This window comes from Candidatus Halobonum tyrrellensis G22, assembly GCF_000495475.1.
GTDB lineage: Archaea > Halobacteriota > Halobacteria > Halobacteriales > Haloferacaceae > Halobonum > Halobonum tyrrellense.
On sequence record NZ_ASGZ01000060.1, the window covers coordinates 1 to 21,765 of the forward strand.

Below are 21,765 nucleotides of genomic sequence, written 5' to 3' on the forward strand. Positions count from 1 at the left end.
CCCGCGGCCGTCGGCGCGGTCGCGCTCGGCCGCCGCCTTCGCGCGTGGTGGACGCCGACCCGCCCGTCGCCTCCGACCGGCGCCGGCGCTCCCCCCGACTCCTCGGCCCGCGCGCCGGCCCGCCTCCGCGCGCTCGCGGTGGGGCTGGTCGTCGCACTCGTCGTCGCCCAGACGGGGTTCGTCGTCTACACCACCGCCTACACCACGCCGGTCCCGCGGCCCAACTTCCTCGCGCAGGGGGCACAGCCGGGCGACGACCTCGACCCGCTGGTCGCGGACATCGCGTCCGCGCGGGACGCGGGCGGGGTGCTCTACTACGGCGAGACGCTCGCGCTCCCCGCCGGCGCGGCCGCCGACCGCCCGCCCCGGGAGAACCCGCCGTGGCTCGCCACCTGGCTCGACCGCCTCCCGATGGCGTGGTACGTCGAACGCGCGGGCGTCGAGCACCGCCAGGCGGCGACCGTCGCCGACCTCCCGGCGGACGTGCCGCCGGTCGTGCTAACGACCCCCGCCGAGGCGACCGACCTCGCGGGCGAACTCCCCGGCTACGAGCGCGCCGAGTACGACCGCTACCTGTTCGGCGGGACCGTCGTCGCGTTCACCGACCCCGCGCGGACGCGGCCGCCGCTCGCGTCAGATAGGGGGCGGCTTCGACGCGCTTAACCTACTGGGAAGGGAACTCTACCGGGATGAGTGACCCGGCAGTAGACGTGGTCGAACTCCTCGTCACGGCCCACCGCTACGACGAGGACCGCGACCTCGACGCCGACGACCTGCCGCCCCGTTATCGCCGCGTCTTCTGGAGTGACACGTCCGAGGACGACGCCGACCCGGGGGGGATCGAACGCCCGCTTCACGCGACCGAATCGTCGATCTCGACCGCGACCGGTGTCGAGCGACCGTGGGAGGCCGTCTCCGACCTGCTGTTCACCCAGCGCGACGACTTCTCGGGCGAACTCTCGTTGACCCAACCCGAGATGGCCGTCGACTGGCTGGTCGAACGCGTCGACGACGAGGCGGTCCGGGCCAACCCGACGCTCGCGAAGGTGGCCGAGGAGACCGACGCCGACTTCGACGCGAGCTACGAGGAGGCGCGCGAGGAGAACCGCCCGATCCGCGCCGACCGCGTCTGGATCGACGCCCTGCTCTCGCAGTACTTCGACGAGGACGACGACGCCGAGATGCTCGACCTCGTCACGGTCCGCGCGCCCGAGGAGATCGAGATGACGCTCGACGACCTCGTGCTCACGGACGACCAGGAGGGTGAGATCCGCAAGCTGATGAAGGCGATCGAACACCGCGAGTACCTCGCCACCATCGGGCTACGGGAGATCGGCAAACTCCTGTTCGTCGGCCCGCCGGGCACCGGGAAGACGACGGCCGCCCGCGCGCTCGCGCACGAACTCGGCCTGCCGTTCGTCGAGGTGAAACTGTCGATGGTGACCAGCCAGTACCTCGGCGAGACCGCAAAGAACGTCGAGAAGACGTTCGAGGTGGCCAAACGGCTCGCGCCGTGTATCCTCTTCATCGACGAGTTCGACTCGGTCGCGAAGACCCGCCGCTCGGACGAACACGCCGCGCTCAAGCGCGCGGTCAACACGCTGCTCAAGAGCATCGACGACATCTCGCTGGTCCGCGACGAGGTGCTGCTGATCTCGGCGACCAACCACCCCGACCAACTCGACGCCGCGGCGTGGCGCCGGTTCGACGAGATCGTCAACTTCCCCAAACCCGACCGGCAGATGCGCGCGGACATCTTCCGCGTGATCACCCGGCAGATGGAGATCGCGGAGTTCGACCCCGACAGCGTCGCGGACCGGACGGAGGGGCTGACGGGGTCGGACCTCAGGATGGTGCTCCGCGAGGCGGTGCTCGAAGCGCTCACCGACGAGCGAATGTCGATCACCCAAGCGGACATCATGGACGCCGTCGAGGACTTCGAGGAGCGCGACAACCTCAAGAACATGGACATGATCGACGGCGAGGGCGCGCAGGTCGCGGGCGACGGCGGCCACTCGCACGACCACGAGGACGCGAACGCGGATTCGGATACGGATGCGGACGTGGACCGCGCGGATTCGGACCACGACCACGACCACGCCGACCACGCGCACGACGACTGAGCCGGGTCGGTCCGCGCGCTCTCCGTCCCGGACCGACACCGCTTACTCCCCGGAAACCCTCCTCCCGGTAGCGAATGCGCGTGACCCTACTCGGGACGGGGGACACCACGGGGACGCCGACGGTGGGGTGTGACTGCGACACCTGCCGGACGGCGCGCGAGCGGGGGGTGGAGCGCTCGCGCTTCTCGGTCCACGTCGAGAACGAACGGACCGGCGACTGTCTGCTGGTCGACTGCTCGCCCGACTTCCGCCAGCAGTTCCTCGACCACGACGTCCCCCTCCCGGACGCCGCGGTCGTCACGCACGTCCACTTCGACCACCTCGACGGTCTCGGCAACGCCTACCGCGTGTTCGACGACCTGCCGGTGTACGCCGCCGACGCCGTCGACCCCGCGACCGGCGAGAGCATCGCCGACCACATCCGCCGGAAGTACGACTACCTCGACCGGGTGTCCGTCCGCGACGCCACCCCCTACGAGTCGGTCCGCGTCTGCGGACTCGACGTGACGCTCGTCCCCGTCGACCACCCGCCGCTCGCGTGTTACGGCGTCGTCGTCTCCGACCCCGAGACGGGCGCGAAGCTCTCCGTCTCGGGCGACACCACCTACGATATCCCGCCGGACTCGCGGGCGGCGCTCGCCGACCCCGACCTCCTGCTCGCGGACGGCATCGTCCCGGCGGCGCTGTGTGAACACCACCCCGCGGGCGGGAGCCACCACGCGCCCGACGGCACGCCGCGGACGTTCGGCACCAAACACATGACCCGCGAGGGAGCGCTCGCGCTCGCGGACGACCTCGACGCCGACCGGACCCGCCTCGTCCACGTCTCGCACTTCTACGCGGCCGACGAGGCGTTCGCGGAGCCGCTGGCGGTCGACGGCGAGACGTACGACCTCTGAGGCCGACCGCTCGAACGTATCACGCCGCTGTCGTACAACGAGGCTTTGCGCGTCCGGCCCTAGCGATCCCCTATCGATGACCCGGCTCCGCGGTGCGGCCGTCCTCGTCGCGGCCGCGCTCCTCCTGTCGGCGCTCGCCCCCCTCCCGTTCGCCGCGGTCGGCACCGCGGGCGCGGTGCCCGACGCGCGGGTCGCGGTGACCGACGCGACCGTCTCGCCGGCGACGCCGACCGCGGGCGCGCCCGTCACCGTCTCCGCGACGGTCCGGCTCTCGGCGGGGAGCGCCTCCGCGGCCGACCTGACCCGGGTCGAACTCCGCGACGGCGACGACGCCGTCGGGGTCGCGCGCGACCTCGGGTCGCTCTCGCCGGGCGAGACGCTGACCGTCCCCGTGACCGCGACGTTCGACGACCCAGGCGAGCGCTCGCTGACCGTCGTCGCGCGGTTCGAGGACGCCGACGGCGACGCCGCGACCGCGCGCCGCCCGCTGTCGCTCGTGGTCGAACCGGGGGCGCCCCAAGTCGAGTTCGACGTCGACGACCCCGTCGCGGGCGCGCCCGCGCCGCTGCGGGTCACCGTCTCGAACCCGACGACGGTCGCGCTCCGCGACGTGACCGTGACCGCGACGGCGCCCGCCGAGGGTCCCCGCACGCGCCGGACGGTCGCCAGCCTCGACGCGGGCGAGGCGACGACGCTCAACCTCTCGGTGACGCCCGCCGAGGCGGGTGACCGCGAGTTCGCGTTCCGCGTCTCGTACGCCACCGCCGCGGGCACCCGCGGGGAGACGACGTTCGCGCGGACGGTCGCGGTGGACGGACTGAGCGCCGACGTGGGCGTACGCGCCGCGCCGGTCCGCGAGTCCGACTCCGAGCCGGGAGGCACCGACATCTCGTCCATCCTCGGCGGGGGCGCGGCGGGGGCGCTCCAGCCGCAGACCGGGAGCGGCGGGGGTGACGGCGGCGCGGGCGACGCCGCGCTCGTGGGCGTGACGGTGACCAACTTCGGCAACGCGCCCGTCGACGACGTGGTGGTGGTGCCGCGTACGGCCAACGGCAGCCGCCTACCCGGCGTCGGCCGCTACGCCGTCGCCGACACGCTCGCGCCGGGGGAGTCGACGACCGCCGAGGTGGACCTGTCGGCGACCGACGCCGCCGGCCCGGTGACGTTCGTCGCGGCCTACGACCTGGCGGGGAGCGCCCGCGAGAACCGCACCGTCTACGAGTTCCGGCCCGCGCGCGGCGCGGTCGAACTCACCGACCTCAACGTCTCCGTCGCGGACGGCCGCGCGACCCTCCGGGGGAACCTGGGGAACGTCGGCGGCGGCGAGGTGACCGGCGCCGTCGTCTCCGTCGTCGAGAGCGAGGGCGTCGACCCCGCCTACCCCCAGCGGAGCTACTTCGTCGGGAGCGTCGCGGGCAGCGAGTTCGCGCCGTTCCGGCTGGCGGCCGGCGTCGATTCCGAGGGCGCCGACGCCGTGACGGTCGAGGTGCGCTACACCGCGGGGAACGACCGCGTGACCCGCCGGGTCGACGTGCCGCTCCCGGACGAGGGGACGGGTGCGAGCCCCGCGCTCGGCGAGCGGCTGGTGCCGGTCGGCGCGGTGGTGCTCCTCGGCGTGAGCCTCCCGGTCGCGGCCGTCCTCGTCCGCCGGTACCGCCGATGAGTCCGCCCCCCGCGGACGGCCCGACCGCCGGCTGCGACGGCCCCGAGTCGCGACCGGCGGGCGCGGGCGAGTACACCCGCGACCCGTCCGCGGACGCGCGCGACGACGCGCCGGTCAGACTCGACGGCGTGAGCAAGCGCTACGAGGGCGGCGGCGGGAGCGTCGTCGCTCTCGACGACGTGGAGTTCCGGGTCGACCGCGGGGAGGTGGTTGCGGTCGTCGGTCCCTCGGGGTCGGGCAAGAGCACGATGCTCAACCTGCTGGGCCTGCTCGACGCCCCGACCGAGGGGCGGGTGCTCCTCCGCGGCCGACCGACCGCCGGACTCTCCGACCGGGCGACGACCGACGTACGCCGCGAGACCATCGGCTTCGTCTTCCAGGACTTCCACCTGCTCCCCACGCTGTCGGCCGTCGAGAACGTCGCGCTCCCCACCACGTTCCTCCCCGACGACGCCACCGCGCGCGCCGAGGAGCTACTGGAGCGGGTGGGACTCGGCGAGCGACTCGACCACGTCCCCGGGGAGCTGTCGGGCGGGCAGAAACAGCGGGTCGCCATCGCCCGCTCGCTGGTCAACCGGCCGGACGTGGTGCTCGCGGACGAACCCACCGGGAACCTCGACCGCGACACCGCACGCGACGTGCTCGCGGAGTTCCGCCGCGTCGCCGACGGCGGGGTGGGCGTCGTCGCGGTCACGCACGACGACCTGGTGACCGAGTACGCCGACCGGACGGTCGAACTCGTCGACGGGGTGGTGCGGCGTGAGTGACGGGTCGGACGCGGGTCCGGGTTCCGACCCCGACGGCGGAGGGGATCCGACCCCCCCGCCGAACGCGGACGCGCTCCCGGCGGCCGGGTCGGGCGAACGCGGGGTCCACGACCGACTCCCGCCCGCGCTCCGCGCGGTGGTGCCCAGCCCCGGCCGGGGGTTCCCGGCGGTCAGGCTCGCGGTCCGCAACCTCTCGCGACAGCGGCTCCGGGCGGCGCTCGCGGCGGTCGGCATCGTCATCGGCGTGTTCGCCGTCGTCTCGCTCGGGATGCTCGGCACCGCCCTCCAGGTCGCGGCGACCGACGAACTCGGCGGCATCGGCAACCAGGTGGTCGTGAGTCCGAACGCGGAGGCCGGGGTGGAGTCGCTGAACGACCGCGACCTCTCGGCGATCCGCCGGGCGGCCAGCGGCCGCGGGGAGGTGATACCGCTGAAGGCGACCGGGACCACGGCGTCGAACGGCGACCGCCGCACCGTCGCGCAGGTGTACGGCACGACCGACCCGCGGGCGCTGTTCGGCGAGAGCGCGGGCGCCGCCCCCGCCTACCTCCGCGGCGGCGCGGTCGTCGGCGCGGACGTGGCCGAGGCGCTCGACCTGTCGGTCGGCGGGACGGTCACGGTCGAGTCGAACGACTACCACGTGGTCGCGATTCTGCCCGAGGCGACCGCCATCTCGCCCGTCCAGGCCGACTCCGCCGTCGTAATCTCGCCGGGGGAGTTCGCCACCACGGGCTACTCGCAGGTGGTGGTGCGCGCCGACTCCGCCGCGGACGCGAGCGCGGTCGCCGACGGGGTGCGCGAGCGGCTGAACGCCCGCGAGGTGCGGGTGTCGGTGTTCTCGCTGTCGAGCCTGCTCGACCGGATCACCGAGTTCTTCGCGCTGCTCAACGGCTTTCTGATCGCGGTCGCCGCCGTCTCGCTCGTCGTCGCGGGCGTGAGCATCTTCAACGTCATGCTGATGACCGTCTCCGAGCGGCGCGGCGAGATCGGCGTCCTCCGGGCGGTGGGCATCCACCGAACCGAGGTGCTGCGGACGCTGCTGGTCGAGGCGACGCTGCTGGGCGTCGCGGGCGGCGCCGTCGGGGCGACGCTCGGCCTCGTCGGCGTCCTCGCGGTGGCGCTGTCGACCGAACTCCCGGTGACTGCGGTGTTCGTCCCGACGAACGCGCTGGTGTTCGCGGGCGCGTTCGGGTTCGGCGCGCTGGTCGCGCTCGTCGGCGGGCTCTACCCCGCCTACCGGGCGGCGACCGACCCGCCGGTCGAGGCGCTCCGCGGCTGAGGCGTCGGGTCGGACGGGGAGGCCCCGACTCGCGGCGCGGCCGACCGCGGCGGCGGGCGATCAGCCGAACCGGTCGAGCCCGCTCTGTCTGCGCGCCGCGCCCGCGGGGTCGCGGACCCACGGCGTCCGCGCCCCGCGGAGGGCGTCAAGGTCGGCGTCGACGGCCGGCGGGTCGCCCGCCTCGTGGCCGGGACAGTCGGGCCCGCACGCGGTCGCGGGGTCGACCACGCGGCCGAAGTAGTCGCACCGCGGGCGGCCGTCGTCGGTCGCGACACACCGCGTACACGCGGGGAACTCGTACGTCCGCCAGCCCTTGCCGTACGCCCGCTCGGCGACCCGGCGCCGGCGCCGCGCCTTCGCGGCCGGGGTGACGAACGCCACGTCCGTCCGGAGGGGGTGTTCGTCGCGCACCTCGACGCCGGGTTCGTCGACGGCGAGCGGCGTCGCCTCGCGCACGACGGTCCGGTCGCCCGTCTCGGGGTCGAACCGCCAGACGCCGACCGACGCGGGCAGCCGGTTGAGGTGGGCGCCGGTGACGTGGCTCTCGGTCGCCACCCACACCTCGTCGAACAGCCCGAGCGCGGCGTCGACCCGGGCCTGCCGCCGTAGGTCGCCCGGCCGGCCCAGGTCGGGTTTGTTCTCGATCCCAACCAGCTTCCCCACCCAGTCGTCGGGGTAGCGCGCCGCCTGCCTGACGTACGTCCGGCCGCCGCGGCGCTCGCGCTCGAAGAAGCCGCAGTCGACCGCGCGTTCGAGCGCCTCGCGCGCCCAGTCGTCGTCGCGGTCGAACGCGTCGCGCCAGTAGCGCGCCTCCCCGACGCCCACGTCGGCGTCGATGGCGGCGTCGGGGACGGTCCGGTCGGTGAGCCGCGCGCGCGCGTCGAACCCCGGACCCGGGACGACACCGACCACGTCCATCACCCGGCTCCCGGGGGAGACGACGGCGGCGCCGAGTTGGCGCGCGACCACCCAGTCGGTCGCCCGCTCCAAGTGGGCGCACAGCGCCAACTCGAAGCCGAACTCCCCGGGCTGGGCGGACTCCCCGGACTCCATGCCTCGCGGTCGGCGGCGGACGGACAAAAGCACACCGCGGGGGCGTGGCGTTCTCGGATCGGATAGACGGGGCGACGGCGTTATACCCGCCGTCGCGACACCAGTTGACATGCACCGACGACGGTTCCTCGCTGGCGCGGCGGTCGCGGGCGCCGCGGGGCTGGCGGGCTGTGGCACCGCCTCGGGGGCGCCGCGGCCGCCGAGCCTCCCGGACGAACGGCTCGACGACGGCGGCTGGGAACGGACGACGGAGACCGAGCAGGCGCTGTTCTCCGAGACGGTCGCGGGCGCCGAGGTGTCCGCGACGGCGGTCACCCGCGTCTACGACGACGCCGCGCTCCGGGCGACGGTCAGCGAGCGGACGCTCGGCGCGGTCGACGCGCCCCTCGCCACGTTCTTCGCCAGCCGGGTCACCTTCCGGCCCAACATCGCGGAGGTCCCGCTCGAATCCGCGCGCGAACAGCTCGCGGCCCGCGCCGCCGAGGCGGCCCGCGCGGAGTTCGAGGCGCAACTGCGCGCCGCGGGGCTGTCGGACGTGACCCCCGCCGACGGCGGGACGACGACGGTGGCGACCGGCGAGTCGGCCGACCGGACCGACTACACCGCGGCGTTCGCGTTCGACGACCTCTCGTTCCCGGTCGGCGAGCGCGACCTCACGGTCGAGGGGGGCGAGGTGGCCGTCGCGGGCTTCCTCGCGGCGTGGGTCCACGACGGCGGACTGCTCATCGCCGGCGGCGCCCACCCCGCGGAGAACTTCGCGCGCACCGTCGAGCGCGACCTCTCCGACTCCATCGCCGTCACCGTCGACGTCGACTTGGGACTGACCCCCGAGGCGTACGCCGCCGACCTGAACGCGCTCGTCACGAACGTCGGCTGACCGCCCGAGCGCCGCGCTGTACGTCGGGTTCGACTCGCGCGACTCGCCGCTCGGACGCGACGCGTGGCGGCGGACCTTCCCGGTCGAAGACACCGACCGCGGCGGCGGTCGCACGGCTGGCCGTCGCGCGTCACGCCAGAAGGACGGCTCGGGTGAAGACCCTCGTCACACGGGGCTCGGTGGGGGTAACCCTCGTCACGGCCGCCCGACCGCGGGTTCGCCCGCGGACGGTTTGACTCTTTCACTCGCCGGACCGCTCGTCCGGGTCGGCATCGCCCGAGCCGTCCGGGTCGGCGGTCCCGTCGGCGTCGCCGGAACCGGCGTCGTCCCACGCGGCGAGCGCGCGGTGGTCGGCGGCCACCGCCCCCACCGCCGCGGCGTCGAGCGGTCCGTCCTCGGTGACGACCGTCACCAGGTCCGCGGGCGTCCGGTCGAACAGCGGCGCGAACGCCCCCACGCCCTCGGGCGCGTCGAACTCGCCGGCGGCCGACCCGGGGTCGAACCCCTCGCTCCCCCGGACCTTGTCGCGCGCGGTCACCGCGTACGTCGGGACGCCCTCGCGGGCGGCCGCGAGCGCCAGCCCCCGGGTGCCGACCTTGTTGGCGACGGAGCCGTCGGGGAGCACCGCGTCCGCGCCCACGAGCGCGGCGTCCACGTCGCGCTCCGCGAGCGCCGCCGCCACCGCCGAGTCGGGGAGGAGCGTCACCTCGCGGTCCGCCCCCGCCAGTCGGGTCGCGACGCCGCGCCCCTCGCCGCCGGGGTCGGAGACGGCGACGAGGACGGCCCCGTCGTGTCCGTCGAGCGCCGCCGAGACGGTGCCCGACCGCGAGAGCGTGAGCACCGTCCCCGACAGCAGGTCGCGAACCGCCCCCGCCGCCCGGTCGTCCGCCTCGACGGCGGTTTCGACCGCCGCGACCGCGCGGTCGCGGACCGCCGCGGGCGTCCGGTAGGCCTCGCTCATCACGCGGTTCACCCGGGTCGAAAGCGCGGTCATCCCCGGCCGGGCGTCCCGGAGCGCCCGCGCGGTGTCGGCGACCGACTCCCACGGGTCGCCCGCGATAGCGGCGTCGGCGGCCGTATCGCGGAGCGTCTCGAGCGCGCGCACCGAGACGTACGCCGAGCCGTGCGTGCGGTCGTCGCGCACCGACGCGACGGTCGGGCCGACCGCGCGGTACGCCGCCCACAGCTTCGGCACCGTTCGCCGACCCGGCATCGCGGTGGGCTGTACCCACTCGTGGGCGGCGAGTTCCTCGTTCCGACACACCTCCCTGCTCGCGCAGTCGAACAGGAACGGGTGGACGAGGAACGACCCCTCCTCGTCGTCGACGGCCACCGTCTCGCCCGCGCGGACGAGCGTCAGCGCCGACGTCTCGACGCCCGCCTCCTCGCGAACCTCGCGGCGGGCGTCGTCGAGAGCGTCGTCGGGGTCGCCCTCGACGTAGCCCGAGACGCCGCCCCAGCGGCCGCGGTACGTCCCGACCGCGTCGCTCCGCCGGACGAGCAGTACCTCCCCGCGGTCGCGGAGGAACGCGGTGACGACGTGGTCCCCGTCCATATCCGTCGTTCGGGCGTGGTCCTCTCGAACGTTGCGGCTGGCCGTCGCGGTCCGTGGACCCCGCGGCGCGGTCGGTACCTCGGGCCGCGCGGGCGCCGACCGGCCCGGCTCGGACCGGCCGGCCCGCGGGCGCTCCCGACACCGGCGACCCGTACCACCACCGGCGGTCTTTTTGCCCGCCACGCACGCACCCGACGGTATGGACCTGTTCGCCGTCCCCGACCTTCCCGAGATCCGGGAGGGGGACGACCTCGCCGCCCTCGTGAGCGACCGCGTCGACCTCCGGCCGGACGACGTGGTGTGTGTCGCCTCCACCGTCGTCTCGAAGGCCGAGGGCCGGACGGTCGGTCTCGACGAGTTCCCCGCCGGCCCCCGGGCGCGCGAGATAGCCGCCGACTTAGAGGAGCGCACCGGCGAGGAGAAGGACCCCCGGTTCGCGCAGGCCGTCCTGGAGGAGTCGACCGAGGTGATCATGGACGCGCCGTTCCTCCTCACCGAGACCCGGTTCGGCCACGTCGGCGTCAACGCGGGCATCGACCGCTCGAACGTCCCCGACGGCGACCTGCTGCTGTTGCCGAAGCGGCCGGCCGCGTCGGCCGAACGGCTCCGCGAGGGGCTCGACGCCGACCGCGTGGTCGTGACCGACACCTGCGGGCGGCCGTTCCGCCACGGCCAGCGGGGGGTCGCGCTCGGCTGGGCGGGCATGCACGCCTCCCGCGACTGGCGCGGCGAGTCCGACCGCGACGGGCGCGAACTCGGCGTCACCGTCGAGAACGTCGTCGACGAACTCGCGGCCGCGGCCAACCTCATCGCGGGCGAGGGCGCGGGCGGCACGCCGGTCGTCGTCGTCCGCGACTTCGAGTGGGGCGAGCACGCGGGCAGCGACAACCACTTCCGCAACGTGGAGGGGGACTTCATCAGGCAGGCGATCCGCGGGTGGTCGCACGATGGCTGACGGCGGTCGGCGACTGGCCGTCGAACTCGCGCCCGAACACCCCGTCGAGCGGCTGGTCGGCCTCGGCACCCGCGCGGAGGAGGCGGGCTACGACACCGTGTTCGTCGCCCACCACTACAACAACCGCGACGCGTTCGCGGTCCTCTCGCGGCTCGCCGCCGCGACCGAGCGGGTCCGGCTGGGGCCGGGCGTGGCGAACCCGCTGGAGAGCCACCCGGTCACGCTCGCCTCGCGGGTGGCGACGCTCGACGAGGCGTCGGGCGGCCGCGCCGTCTTCGGCATCGGGCCGGGCGACCCGTCGACGCTCCGCAACCTCGGACTCGCGGGCGAGCGGGGACTCCGGCCGGTGGTGGAGGCGTTCGCGGCGGCCCGGCGGCTCTGGGCGGGCGAGCGGGTCGACGGCGGGGCGACGTTCGACGCCGCGAGCGCGGGGCTCAACTACCGGCCGCCGCAGGGGGACGACCTCCCGGTGTACGTCGGCGGCGAGGGACCGGGGATGTGCCGGATGGCGGGCGAGCGCGCCGACGGCCTGCTGTTCAACGGCTCCCACCCCGACGACCTGGCGTGGGCGCGTGAACGGGTCGAGGAGGGGCTCGCCGAGCGGTCGGGCGGCGCGGGCGCGGTCGACCGCGCCGGCTTCGACCTGGCGGCGTACGCCGCCGTCAGCGTGGCCGACGACGGCGACGCGGCCCGCGAGGCGGCGCGGCCGCCGGTCGCGTTCGTCGCCGCGGGGGCGGCGCCGCCGGTCCTCGACAGACACGGTATCGACCGCGCGGCCGCCGAGCGCATCGGCGACGCCATCTCGGCGGGGGAGTTCTCGGCGGCGTTCGAGGCGGTGACGCCCGCGATGCTCGACGCGTTCGCCGTCGCCGGCACGCCCGACGCGGTCCGCGAGCGGATGGCCGCCCTGCTCGACCACGCGGACTCGCTCGTCGTCGGGTCGCCGCTCGGGCCGGACCCCGAGTCGGCGGTCGAGTTGGCGGCCGAGGCGGCGCCGTAGCCGGCGCTCGCGGGGGACGAGCGCCGGAGGATCGGTGTCGCGTGCGCGGCGTGTCGGGCGCGGGTTGGCGCTTCAGTGCTCCTCGGACTCGCCGGTCGGGCGGCCCGCGGTCGGCGGCCGGTTCGACGCCGAACTCCCGAAGCCGAACAGGCTGGCGACGGCGCCAAGCGTGAGGTAGCCGAACACGGCGATGGAGACGCCGACGAACAGCGCGCCCGTCAGGAACGCCACGAACCCCAGCACGCTGTTGAACGCGACGTTCACGAGGAAGATGCGGAGCAACTCGACGACGCTCAAGCCGAGTTGGGTGAGGAAGTCGATGACAGTGACCATGCCGGCTCTCGGGCCGGCGGGAACTTGAGCGTTGGTGCTCCGGGCGCTCGCCCGCGTCCGCGTCGCGTCGGAGTTATGGCCGTGGCGCGCGTCGACTACCGCGTGAGTCGCGACCACTCGCTCGACGACTTCGCCGGCGACGCGCCCGGAAACGACGCGGCCGATACGGGCGACGCGGAGCGGACGGACGTGGCGGACACGACCGGCGACGCGGCCGATACGGCCGATACGGAGCGGACGGGTGCGGCGGACCCGGGCGGCGACGCGGCGCCCGAGACGGACGGCGACGACCCCGTCGGGGCGGACGACGGCTCCGGGGCGGGCGGCGGGACCGGGACGGGCGGCGGGACGGACGCGGACGGGGCGGACGAGGCGGGCGACACGAGCGACGCGGACGACACGGTTTCCGCGGACAAGGCGGACGACGCGGGCGACGCGGCGCCCGCCGAGCCGACGCGCGCGTGGTCGCCCGACGGCGCGGCCTGTGCGGCCTGCGGCGCGACGGCGGCGGTGCGCTGGCGACAGGACGGCGGCTACGTCTGTCCCGACTGCAAGGAGTGGTGAGCGGCGCCGGGGTCGCCCCCGGGAGCGCTCGGACGGGCGAACCGGCACGCTCCCGCGTCCGGTCGCGGCCCCGTCACGTCCCCTCCTCCACGTACCCCAACTGCTGGAGCCGCTCGCTCACGTAGTCGTCGTCCATCCCGCCGGACGCCCGCGGGTCCTCGCTGGTGACCCGGCGGCGCTCGCCGTCGACGGTGAACCAGGGCACCTGCCGCAGTTTCAGCGCGGGAACGCCCGGCGGGTGGTCGAAGCCGCGCCACGGGACCGGCCACGCCCGCTCGCCGAACAGGTCGCCGTGGTCGGCGGTGATCACCGTCTTCCCGTCGAGCGTTTCGAGCAACCCCTCGACGGCGTCCAACGCGAGTCTGAGGTTCTCGGCGTACGCCTTCAGGAGGACGCCCTTCGAGATCTTCCCGTCCTCGAACGCGTCGATGGCGTGGTACCAGTCCTCGTCGCTCACCTCCTCGCCCATCGCCCGGTCGCGGCCGGCGGCGTCGCCGGTCCGGATGCCGACGTGTTCGCGCGCGAACTCGCCGATGTACGGCGTGTGCGGCTGCATGAAGTGGGCGTACAGCCGCTTGTTCGGGTACTCCTCGCGCGCGGCCAGAATCCCGTCGACGACCGGTCCGGGTGGCGTGACCTTCAACTCCTCGTCCCACCCGCGGTCCCAGACGTGGTCGACCGCGTGGAACTGCGACTCGTACCGCGCCAGGCGGGGCTGTGCGGTCACGCAGACCGTGTCGTGGTACGTCCGGTCGCTGACGGCGTTCGCCAGCCACTCCAGCGTCGCCGACCCGGGCGAGATGCGGTAGTCGAGGTCGCCCTCCAGCGTCGCCACGGTGGCGAACGTGTCGTACCGGCAGGCGTCGAGCACGAGGAGGTTGTCCCAGTCTTCCGTCAGCTGGTTCGTCGGCCGCCCGTACTGCGCGTACAGAACCGTCTCGAAGGCGTCGTTGAGCCGAGCGCGCGCCAGCGACCCCGCCGCCCCGGGGATCGCCCGGGGGTTGTCGAGCGCCCGCCTGAAGACTGATGACACGCTCCGCGCTTTCGCCCGGTTCGACATAAACCCGGAGTGTCGACCCGGCGTCGTCGGTCGCTCGCGCGACCGCCCGCCGGTCGTCCATGGCCGTGGCGCTCGGCGTCAGGAGGCGTCGACGCCGCCCCGACGCCCGCGCCTACCGCCGCGTGTTCGGCCGCTCGAACCCGCTCGCCAGCGTCGCCTCCGAGACGCTCAACACGGTCGGGCGGCCGTGCGGGCAGGCGTACGGCCGCTCGCACTGGCCCAGTCGGTCGAGCAGTCGTCCGGCGTCGTCGTCCGACAGGACGTCGCCCGCCTTCAGCGACGGGTGACACGCCAGGTCCGCGAGCAGGTCCGTCCGGCGGTCCGCGTCGCCGCGCGCGAGCGCATCCGCCGTCTCGCGGAGCGCGTCGGGGTCGGCCACGCGCCCCAGCGGCGCGGGCACCGCGGTCACGCGGTAGGTGCTGCCGCCGAACGGCTCGACCCCGAAGCCGAGCGACCGGAGGTCGTCGGCGTGCTCCTCGACGGCCGCGGCGGTCGCGGGGTCGAGCGAGACGGTCTCGGGGGGGTCTATCTCGGCCGAGGGGACGCCCTCGTCGTCGAGCGCCGCCCGGAGGCGCTCGAAGTTGACCCGCTCGTGGGCGGCGTGCTGGTCGACCACCAGCAGGTCGCCGTCGGCCTCACACAGCAGGTACAGCCCGCGGAACCGCCCGATCACCGAGGCGTCCGCGAACTCGGAGTCGGCGTCGCCCCCCTCGACGGGCGCGAGCGACGAGTCGAGGTCCATCGCCACCTCGCCGCTCCGCCGGAGGTCCGCGGTGGTGAGCGCGTCCGCGACGCCGGTTTCGAGCGCCTCGGCCACCGCGTCCGCGTCCCGCAGGGCGACCCGCGCCTTCGCGGGGTGGACGTTCGCGTCCACCGCCGCGGGCGGAAGCGAGAGGCGGACGACCGCCACGGGCTCTCTCCCCGACGGCAGGAGCGTACCGTAGCCGCGCGCGACGGCGCGCGCGAGCGCCTCGTTCTCCACCGGGCGGCCGTTGACCGAGACGCGGACGTGTTCGCGCGTCGACCGGGTCACCGACGGGTAGACGAGCGCCCCCTCGGCGCGCACCTCGGCCGTCGTCCCGCCGGCGTCGGGGCCGAGGTCCGCGCGGTGGTCGAACGCGGTCGACCGCGACGCCGTCTCGCGGTCGTACACCGCGAGCAGCGCGTCGGTCGTCCCGGTGCCGGGCGTCGAGAACGTCTCGCGGCCGTCGTGTGAGAGCGCGAACGCCACCTCGGGTCTCGCGAGCGCGTAGTCGGCGAGCAGGTCGGAGACCCGGCCGAACTCGCGGGCGGGCGACGCCAGCGACTCCTCGCGGGCGGGCCGGTCGGCGAACAGGTCGGTCACCTCGACGGTCGTCCCGCGGGCGCGGCCCGCGTCCGAGACGCGCTTCTCGCCGCTCTCGACCACCACTCGGGTGCCGGTTCCGGTTTCGGGGTCCGCGTTCGTCGTCAGGTCGAGCGTCGCCGCCTCCGCGACGCTTGCGAGCGCCTCCCCCCGGAAGCCGAGCGTCGTCGACGCCCGGAGGTCGTCGGCGTCGCGTATCTTGCTCGTCGTGTGAGGGTCGACCGCGCGGGCGGCGTTCTCCCGGCTCATTCCGCGGCCGTCGTCGCGGACGCGTATCCGCTCGGTGCCGTCGCCGGCCACCTCGACGGCCACCCGGTCGGCACCCGCGTCGAGGGCGTTCTCGACGAGTTCCGCGACGACGCGCGCGGGGCGCGTGACCACCTCGCCCGCGGCGATCCGTTCGACCGTCGCCGGGTCGAGTTCCCCCACCCGCTCGCCGTCGGGGGCGCCCGCCCCGGACCGCCCGGAGTCGTTCACGGCCGGGGTCCCCCGTCGCGGTCCCCGTTCCGGCTTCGGCTCCCGTCGCCCCGCTCGCGCGCGCTCTCGGCGTCGGCCGCCGCGAGTTCCCGCTGGAGGTCGTGCAGGCGGGTCAGCGCCTCCATCGGCGTCGTCTCGGCCACCTCGACCCCGCGGAGCGAGTCGAGCACCGCGTCGACCGCCTCGGTCCGGTCGGGTTCGCCGGGTCCGTCCACCTCGGTCGGCCTCCCGGCGCCCGCCGCGCCGTTCGCGCTCGGGTCCGGTCCGGCGCTCGACTCCACATCCGATTCCGTCCGCGCGCGCCCGTTCCGGTCGGCGCCCAGGTCGGTCAGCGTCCGCTGGTCGGGGTCGGCGTCGGGTCCGTCCGGTCGCTCGCCGCCCTCGTCGGCGACGAGTTCGCGCGCCCGGCTCACGACCCGGTCGGGGACGCCCGCGAGTTCGGCCACCTCGACGCCGTACGACGACGACGCCGCGCCCGGGCGGACGCGGTGGAGGAACGTCACGCCGTCGTCGTCGCGGGTGGCCGCGAAGTGGAGGTTCTCCACGCGGTCGTACTCGTCGGCGAGGCCCGTCAGGTCGTGGTAGTGGGTCGCGAACAGCGTCGTCGCGCCCGTCTCGTCGTGGAGGAACTCCGCGGCGGCGCGCGCGATGGCGCGTCCGTCCGTGGTCGCCGTCCCCCTCCCGACTTCGTCGAGGAGGACCAGCGAGTCGGCGGTGGCGTCGTGGAGGATGTCGGTCAACTCGCTCATCTCGCGCATGAACGTCGACTGCCCGCCCGCGATGTCGTCGCTCGCGCCGACGCGGGTGAACACCCGGTCGACGACGGGCAGGCGCGCCGCCCCCGCGGGGACGAAACTCCCCGCCTGCGCGAGGACGACGTGGAGCGCGACCTGTCGCATGTACGTCGACTTCCCGCTCATGTTCGGGCCGGTGACCAGCGCCACCGTCCCCCGGGGGAGGTCGGCGTCGTTCGGGACGAACTCGGGTTCGGTCCGCTCGACCACCGGGTGGCGGCCGCCCTCGACGTACACGCCGTCGGCGCCAACCTCCGGGCGGACGTAGTTGCGGTCGACCGCGACCGCCGCCAGCGACGCGAGCGCGTCGAGGCGGGCGAGCGCGTCCGCGAGTTCCTGCACCCGGTCGCTCTCGGCGGCCACGTCCGCGCGCACGTCCGCGAACACCTCGTACTCCAGCGCGTCCGCGCGCTCCTCCGCGCCGAGTATCTCGTCCTCGCGGCGCTTCAACTCCGGCGTGTAGAAGCGCTCGGAGTTCTTCAGCGTCTGTCTGCGGGTGTAGTCGTCGGGCACCTTCTCCAGTTGCCCGTTCGTCACCTCGATGTAGTAGCCGTGGACCTGGTTGTAGCCGACCTCCAGATTGTCGATGCCGGTCCGCTCGCGCTCGTTCGCTTCGAGGTCGGCGACCCACTCGCGGCCCTCCCGCGCCGTCGAGCGCAACTCGTCCAACTCGTCGTGGTAGCCCGAGCGGACCACCCCGCCCTCGGTCACCTCCTGGGGCGGGTCGGGCGCCACCGCCCCGTCGAGGAACGCGCGGAGCTCCGAGAGCGGGTCCAGATCCTCCCGGAGGTCGGCGAGCGCGTCCACGCCGGCTATCGCCGCCCGTATCTCGGGGACGACCGCGAGCGTGTCGTGGAGCGACCGCAGGTCGCGCGCGTTCGCCCGCTCGCGCGACACCCGGCCGACCAGCCGTTCGAGGTCGTACGCCGCCGCGAGGTGCTCGCGCACCTCCTCGCGGACGAGCGACCGCTCGGCGAACGCCGCGACCGCGTCGTGCCGGGCTTCGATCCGCTGTTCGTCCACGAGCGGCCGGCGGAGCCACGACCGCAGGCGGCGGCGGCCGAGCGCACACCGCGTCTCGTCGAGCGAGTCGAACAGCGTCGCGCCGCTGCCCGTCCGGTTGTCGAACAGATCCAGCCCGCGGAGAGCGGTGGCGTCCAGCCGCAGCGACCGCCGGGGGTCGTACCGCCGGACGCGCGTCACGTACGCCAGCGGCCCGTCGTCGCCCTGGGTGTACTCCGCGTAGCCGAGCAGCGCCCCCGCGGCCGACGCCGCGGCGGCCGGGAAGCGGTCGGGCGAGGCGTACGGCGAGAGGCGTTCGCGGGCCGCCTCGGGGGCGAACGCGTCGGGGTCGTAGTCGGTCGTCATACAGGGCGCGTCGAACTCCGCGTCGGGTCCACGCAGGAGTTCCGCGGGCGACACCCGCGCGAGTTCCTCCTCGACGTCGGCCGCGCTCCCGGCGGTGGCGGCGCACTCGCCGGTGGAGACGTCGACGTACGCGAGTCCGTACTCGGGGTCGTCGCCCGCGTCGCCCGCGCCGTCCGCGCCGGTCTCGCCGCCGCCGTCCGGCGCGCGCGCGACGCACGCGACGTACGTGTTCGACCCCGCCGCGAGCAGTTCCTCCTTGACGACGGTGCCGGGCGTGAGTATCTGCGTGACCGCACGATCCACGAGGCCGGACGCCTCCTCGGCGTCCTCGACTTGGTCGGCGACGGCGACCCGGAAGCCGGCGTCGAGCAGGCGGTCGAGGTACTTCGGCGCGTTGTCGACGGGGACGCCGCAGGCGGTGTACGTCCCCGTCGAGTCCTCGCGTTCGATCCGGGTGAGTTCACAGACCCGCGCCACCTCGTCGGCCGCCTCGCAGAACGCCTTGTAGAAGTCGCCGACGCGAAACAGGAGCACGCAGTCGTCGTACTCGTCGGCCAGGTCGACGTACTGGGCCAACATCGGCGTCAGCTCCTCGCGGCGGTCGAGCATCTTCGCCGGCGCTCCCGTCACCATACCGCGTCTCGGGCGGGCGACGGGCGAAAGGGTTTCGGGCCGCGGTCGGCGCCGGGAGCGCGTTCGGGTGGTCCGCGTCGCCTACCCCCCGGCGACGCCGTACGCCGACCCGCCGCGGCGCCTCCGCCGCCCGAGATAGAACGCGAGCATGGCTAGCCCGCCGAGTAGGAGCACGAAGGGGAAGCCGACGACGAACCCGACGGCCCACGTGTCGGCGGTGTCCATCCGCCGGTCGCGGGCGTCACGGTAGCTCCAGGGGGCGCCGAGAAGGGCGACCAGCGCGGGGACGGTTCTCTCGACCACGACGGGGAGTTCGGGTCGCCACCACGCAACTGCCGTGAGCGGGCGTCACCCGCTACAGCGCGGTCAAGAGCGAGGCGGTGCTCAGGAGGTTCACGAGGACGTGCGCGACGGTGCTGCTGGTCGTCCCGTACCTGGCGCGGAGCGCGCAGAAGACGACCGCGAGGACCGCCAGCGAGAACACCCTGAACGGCATGGCCGCCAGGTCGACGACCAGGTGTTTCGCGACGAACCCGACCGCGGTCACGCTGACCGCGACGGACGTCCCGTACGCGTCGGTGAGTGCGGTCTGGATCACACCGCGCCACGCCAGTTCCTCCGCGACGGGGACGACGACACCGTTGCCCAACAGGAACAGCGCGACGACCCACGCCGGCAGGCCGGCACCGCCCGACCCGCCGGCCAGCCCGCTCGACGGCTGGCTCCCCGCCAGCGACGCCGCGAAGAGCGCGGCCGCCGCGACGGCGACGTACGCGACGAACCCGGCGACGCCCGTCCCGACCGCCCGGCGGGAGAGACGGTAGTCCCAGTCCGCGGGGTCGACCCCCGCCCGGCGGCCGAGGAGCGCGACGGCCGCGGCGATCAGCGGGAACCCGACGACCATGACCACCGCGTCGGCGCCCAGCGACGTCCCGAGTTTCGGTGCCAACAGTGCGTAGGCGAGCCCCCGGCGGAGCGCGAACTCCGCGAGCACCCACAGCAACATCGCGCCCGCGGCGACCGCCGGTAGCGGGAGCCGCCGGTCCGCGCCGGCCGCGGCCGCGCTCGGCTCACTCATCGGCGAGCCGCCCGTCGAGTTCGGGGTCGAACAGCTCCTCGACGCGGCAGTCGAAGTGGGCGGCGAGCTTGAACGCGAGTTCGAGCGACGGGTCGTACCGCTCGCGTTCGATCGCGTTGATCGTCTGCCTGCTCACGTCGACCGCCACCGCGAGGTCGGCCTGGCTCATGTCGGCGGCCTCCCGGCGCTCCCTGACCCCGTTGTTCATCGGCGCGAGCGGACGTAGCCGTACGCCAGCGCGAACACGCCGAACAGGGCGACGTAGCCGTACAGCGCGCCGCGAACTTCGGGCGGGACGGTGTAGTCGGTCACGTGCGGCACCAGCCGTGCGACCGACGCGCCGAGGATCAACACGACCGCGAACACGTTGAGCGTGAGCTGGCTCGCCCGGCGTTCGAGCGTGGCGTCGCGTTCGTCGAACAGCGTCACCGGCGCGCCGAACAGCACGGCGAACAGGCCGACGGCGCACAGCAGGTACGCCGCCTCGGCGGCGACCGGGTAGCCGGTGGCCCTGAGCGCGAGGTTGGCGGCGACCCCGCCGAGGACGAGGCCGCCGAGCAGTCGGCGGTAGCGGCGTCGCGTCGAGAGTCGGTCCGTGGGGGTGGGCTCCGTCGAGTTCGTGGGCATGAGCGTGCGTGGAAGGGGGTTTCGAGTGGTCGGAGGGCTGTCGCGTCAGCGTCGTTCCGTCGTCCGAGTGTAAAGCACTGTTTCCGTAAAGCGTGCTTTACAGTAAAGCGTACTTTACACTCCCACTTAGCTCTGTCGCCGCACCGGGTCGGCGCCAGGCCGGACGGTCGCGCCGGACCGGCGTCGGACCGGGTCCACCGACGGGTCGGACCGACGCCGGGGGCCTCGGATCGACCGGCCGCGTTCCGGTCCGCGGCGTGCACGGGGGCGGCAGAGTTAGGTCCGTGCGGACCGATACCGGGCTTGTGAACGGCACCCAAGGAACCATTCACGCGGGTGTGCGTCTCCCCGACCAATGAGTGACGCTGACACCGACCTCGACGGTCGGGCGGCCCTCCCCGTCGACGAGGCGGCGGACCTGGTCGACCGTGTGACGACGAACATCCAGCGGGTCATCGTCGGCAACGACGACGCCGTCGAACATCTCATGGTGACGCTGCTCGCCCGGGGACACCTCCTGTTGGAGGACGTGCCCGGCGTGGGGAAGACGATGCTCGCGCGGTCGCTCGCGCGGTCGGTCGACTGCGAGTTCAAGCGCGTCCAGTTCACGCCCGACCTCCTGCCGTCGGACGTGACGGGCGTGAACGTGTTCAACCAGAAGACGGGGGAGTTCGACTTCCAGCCCGGTCCGGTGTTCGCCAACATCGTCCTCGGCGACGAGATCAACCGCGCGCCGCCGAAGACCCAGTCGGCGCTGTTGGAGGCGATGGAGGAACGGCAGGTCACCGTCGACGGCGTGACCCGCGAGTTGCCCGACCCCTTCACCGTGATCGCGACCCAGAACGACGTCGAACCCGGGCGGACGTACGAACTCCCGCTCGCGGAGGTCGACCGGTTCATGAAGAAACTCCGGCTGGGCTACCCGGACGCCGCCGACGAGACCGCGCTGCTCGACCGGACGGCGGGCGAACACCCAATCGAGTCGCTCGACCCCGTGGCGACGGTCGAGGGACTGCGGCGGGCGCGGACGACCGTCGGCGACGTCGAGGTGAGCGAACCCGTCCGCGCGTACGTCACCGCGCTCGCCAACTACACGCGCGAGAACGCCCAACTCGGCGTCAGCCCCCGCGGGAGTATCGCGCTCGTCAGGGCCGCGCAGGCCCGCGCCGTCGTCGACGACCGCGACTACGTGGTCCCCGACGACGTCCAGACCGAGGCGCCCTCCGTCTTCGCCCACCGCATCCGCCCCCGAACGGGCGGCGAGACCGGCGCCGACGTGGTCGCGGGCGCGCTCGACGACGTCCCGGTGGAGTGA

At 74.4% G+C, this 21,765-nt stretch carries 20 protein-coding genes and 1 pseudogene; 11 read left to right on the forward strand and 10 right to left on the reverse strand.

Annotated elements, in window-relative coordinates; translation table 11 throughout:
* The 6 genes and pseudogenes from K933_RS18465 to K933_RS14185 form a co-directional block, all read left to right on the forward strand.
* A pseudogene (locus K933_RS18465) lies at positions 1-663 on the forward strand (hypothetical protein); the annotation flags it as partial.
* Positions 664-689: 26 nt separating this feature from the next.
* A complete protein-coding gene (locus K933_RS14165) occupies positions 690-2,123 on the forward strand; it encodes an ATP-binding protein (RefSeq protein ID WP_049947893.1) in 1,434 nt (477 codons plus the stop codon).
* Between the two features lie 74 nt (positions 2,124-2,197).
* On the forward strand, positions 2,198-3,022 hold the full coding sequence (locus tag K933_RS14170; RefSeq protein WP_023395434.1) for an MBL fold metallo-hydrolase: 825 nt from the start codon (positions 2,198-2,200) through the stop codon (positions 3,020-3,022).
* Between the two features lie 76 nt (positions 3,023-3,098).
* Positions 3,099-4,685: a hypothetical protein gene (locus tag K933_RS14175; protein WP_023395435.1), complete on the forward strand. Its 1,587-nt coding sequence runs from the start codon at positions 3,099-3,101 to the stop codon at positions 4,683-4,685.
* A complete protein-coding gene (locus tag K933_RS14180) occupies positions 4,682-5,452 on the forward strand; it encodes an ABC transporter ATP-binding protein (RefSeq protein ID WP_023395436.1) in 771 nt (256 codons plus the stop codon). The genes K933_RS14175 and K933_RS14180 overlap by 4 nt, the downstream gene beginning before the upstream one ends.
* Positions 5,445-6,731 carry an ABC transporter permease gene (locus tag K933_RS14185; protein WP_023395437.1) on the forward strand — a complete coding sequence of 429 codons (1,287 nt, stop codon included), beginning with the start codon at positions 5,445-5,447 and terminating at the stop codon, positions 6,729-6,731. Before K933_RS14180 ends, K933_RS14185 begins: the two co-directional genes overlap by 8 nt.
* A gap of 60 nt (positions 6,732-6,791) precedes the next feature.
* Here K933_RS14185 and K933_RS14190 read toward each other — a convergent pair whose 3' ends face one another.
* The gene (locus K933_RS14190; protein ID WP_023395438.1) at positions 6,792-7,784 is read right to left on the reverse strand and encodes a DUF5787 family protein; all 993 of its coding nucleotides are present in this window, start codon (positions 7,782-7,784) and stop codon (positions 6,792-6,794) included.
* Positions 7,785-7,893: 109 nt separating this feature from the next.
* Between K933_RS14190 and K933_RS14195 the strand changes: the two genes are divergently transcribed.
* Positions 7,894-8,661 carry a DUF6517 family protein gene (locus tag K933_RS14195; RefSeq protein ID WP_023395439.1) on the forward strand — a complete coding sequence of 256 codons (768 nt, stop codon included), beginning with the start codon at positions 7,894-7,896 and terminating at the stop codon, positions 8,659-8,661.
* Between the two features lie 241 nt (positions 8,662-8,902).
* Here the strand turns inward: K933_RS14195 and K933_RS14200 are convergent, their stop codons facing one another.
* Entirely contained in the window at positions 8,903-10,216 is a 1,314-nt protein-coding gene (locus tag K933_RS14200) for an NUDIX domain-containing protein (RefSeq protein ID WP_023395440.1), read from the reverse strand.
* Positions 10,217-10,415: 199 nt separating this feature from the next.
* On the opposite strand from K933_RS14200, the gene K933_RS14205 reads away from it, so the two are divergent.
* Positions 10,416-11,171, forward strand: a complete 756-nt coding sequence (locus K933_RS14205) for a coenzyme F420-0:L-glutamate ligase (protein ID WP_023395441.1) — start codon at positions 10,416-10,418, stop codon at positions 11,169-11,171.
* Entirely contained in the window at positions 11,164-12,171 is a 1,008-nt protein-coding gene (locus K933_RS14210; protein ID WP_023395442.1) for a 5,10-methylenetetrahydromethanopterin reductase, read from the forward strand. Before K933_RS14205 ends, K933_RS14210 begins: the two co-directional genes overlap by 8 nt.
* A 72-nt stretch (positions 12,172-12,243) precedes the next feature.
* Here the strand turns inward: K933_RS14210 and K933_RS14215 are convergent, their stop codons facing one another.
* Complete coding sequence (locus K933_RS14215; RefSeq protein ID WP_023395443.1) at positions 12,244-12,504, reverse strand: hypothetical protein; 261 nt, start codon at positions 12,502-12,504, stop codon at positions 12,244-12,246.
* A 102-nt stretch (positions 12,505-12,606) separates the two neighbouring features.
* On the opposite strand from K933_RS14215, the gene K933_RS18040 reads away from it, so the two are divergent.
* The gene (locus tag K933_RS18040; RefSeq protein ID WP_152529840.1) at positions 12,607-13,068 is read left to right on the forward strand and encodes a DUF7573 domain-containing protein; all 462 of its coding nucleotides are present in this window, start codon (positions 12,607-12,609) and stop codon (positions 13,066-13,068) included.
* 73 nt (positions 13,069-13,141) lie between these two features.
* Here the strand turns inward: K933_RS18040 and K933_RS14225 are convergent, their stop codons facing one another.
* The 7 genes from K933_RS14225 to K933_RS14255 all read right to left on the reverse strand — a co-directional run bounded on the left by K933_RS14225 (position 13,142) and on the right by K933_RS14255 (position 20,450).
* Positions 13,142-14,101, reverse strand: a complete 960-nt coding sequence (locus K933_RS14225) for a hypothetical protein (RefSeq protein WP_049947894.1) — start codon at positions 14,099-14,101, stop codon at positions 13,142-13,144.
* 139 nt (positions 14,102-14,240) lie between these two features.
* Positions 14,241-15,950, reverse strand: coding sequence for a DNA mismatch repair endonuclease MutL (mutL, locus tag K933_RS14230; protein ID WP_023395446.1), 1,710 nt, complete (start codon positions 15,948-15,950; stop codon positions 14,241-14,243).
* The gene (gene mutS / locus K933_RS14235; RefSeq protein ID WP_023395447.1) at positions 15,947-18,745 is read right to left on the reverse strand and encodes a DNA mismatch repair protein MutS; all 2,799 of its coding nucleotides are present in this window, start codon (positions 18,743-18,745) and stop codon (positions 15,947-15,949) included. The genes mutL and mutS overlap by 4 nt, the downstream gene beginning before the upstream one ends.
* An 81-nt stretch (positions 18,746-18,826) precedes the next feature.
* On the reverse strand, positions 18,827-19,048 hold the full coding sequence (locus K933_RS14240; RefSeq protein WP_023395448.1) for a hypothetical protein: 222 nt from the start codon (positions 19,046-19,048) through the stop codon (positions 18,827-18,829).
* A 52-nt stretch (positions 19,049-19,100) separates the two neighbouring features.
* Complete coding sequence (locus K933_RS14245) at positions 19,101-19,823, reverse strand: CPBP family intramembrane glutamic endopeptidase (protein WP_023395449.1); 723 nt, start codon at positions 19,821-19,823, stop codon at positions 19,101-19,103.
* Positions 19,816-20,031 carry a helix-turn-helix transcriptional regulator gene (locus K933_RS14250; protein ID WP_023395450.1) on the reverse strand — a complete coding sequence of 72 codons (216 nt, stop codon included), beginning with the start codon at positions 20,029-20,031 and terminating at the stop codon, positions 19,816-19,818. The genes K933_RS14245 and K933_RS14250 overlap by 8 nt, the downstream gene beginning before the upstream one ends.
* Positions 20,028-20,450, reverse strand: coding sequence for a hypothetical protein (locus K933_RS14255; RefSeq protein WP_023395451.1), 423 nt, complete (start codon positions 20,448-20,450; stop codon positions 20,028-20,030). The genes K933_RS14250 and K933_RS14255 overlap by 4 nt, the downstream gene beginning before the upstream one ends.
* Before the next feature lie 355 nt (positions 20,451-20,805).
* Here K933_RS14255 and K933_RS14260 point away from each other — a divergent pair, with 355 nt between their 5' ends.
* Positions 20,806-21,765 (forward strand): AAA family ATPase, encoded by a 960-nt coding sequence (locus K933_RS14260; RefSeq protein WP_023395452.1) that lies wholly within the window; start codon positions 20,806-20,808, stop codon positions 21,763-21,765.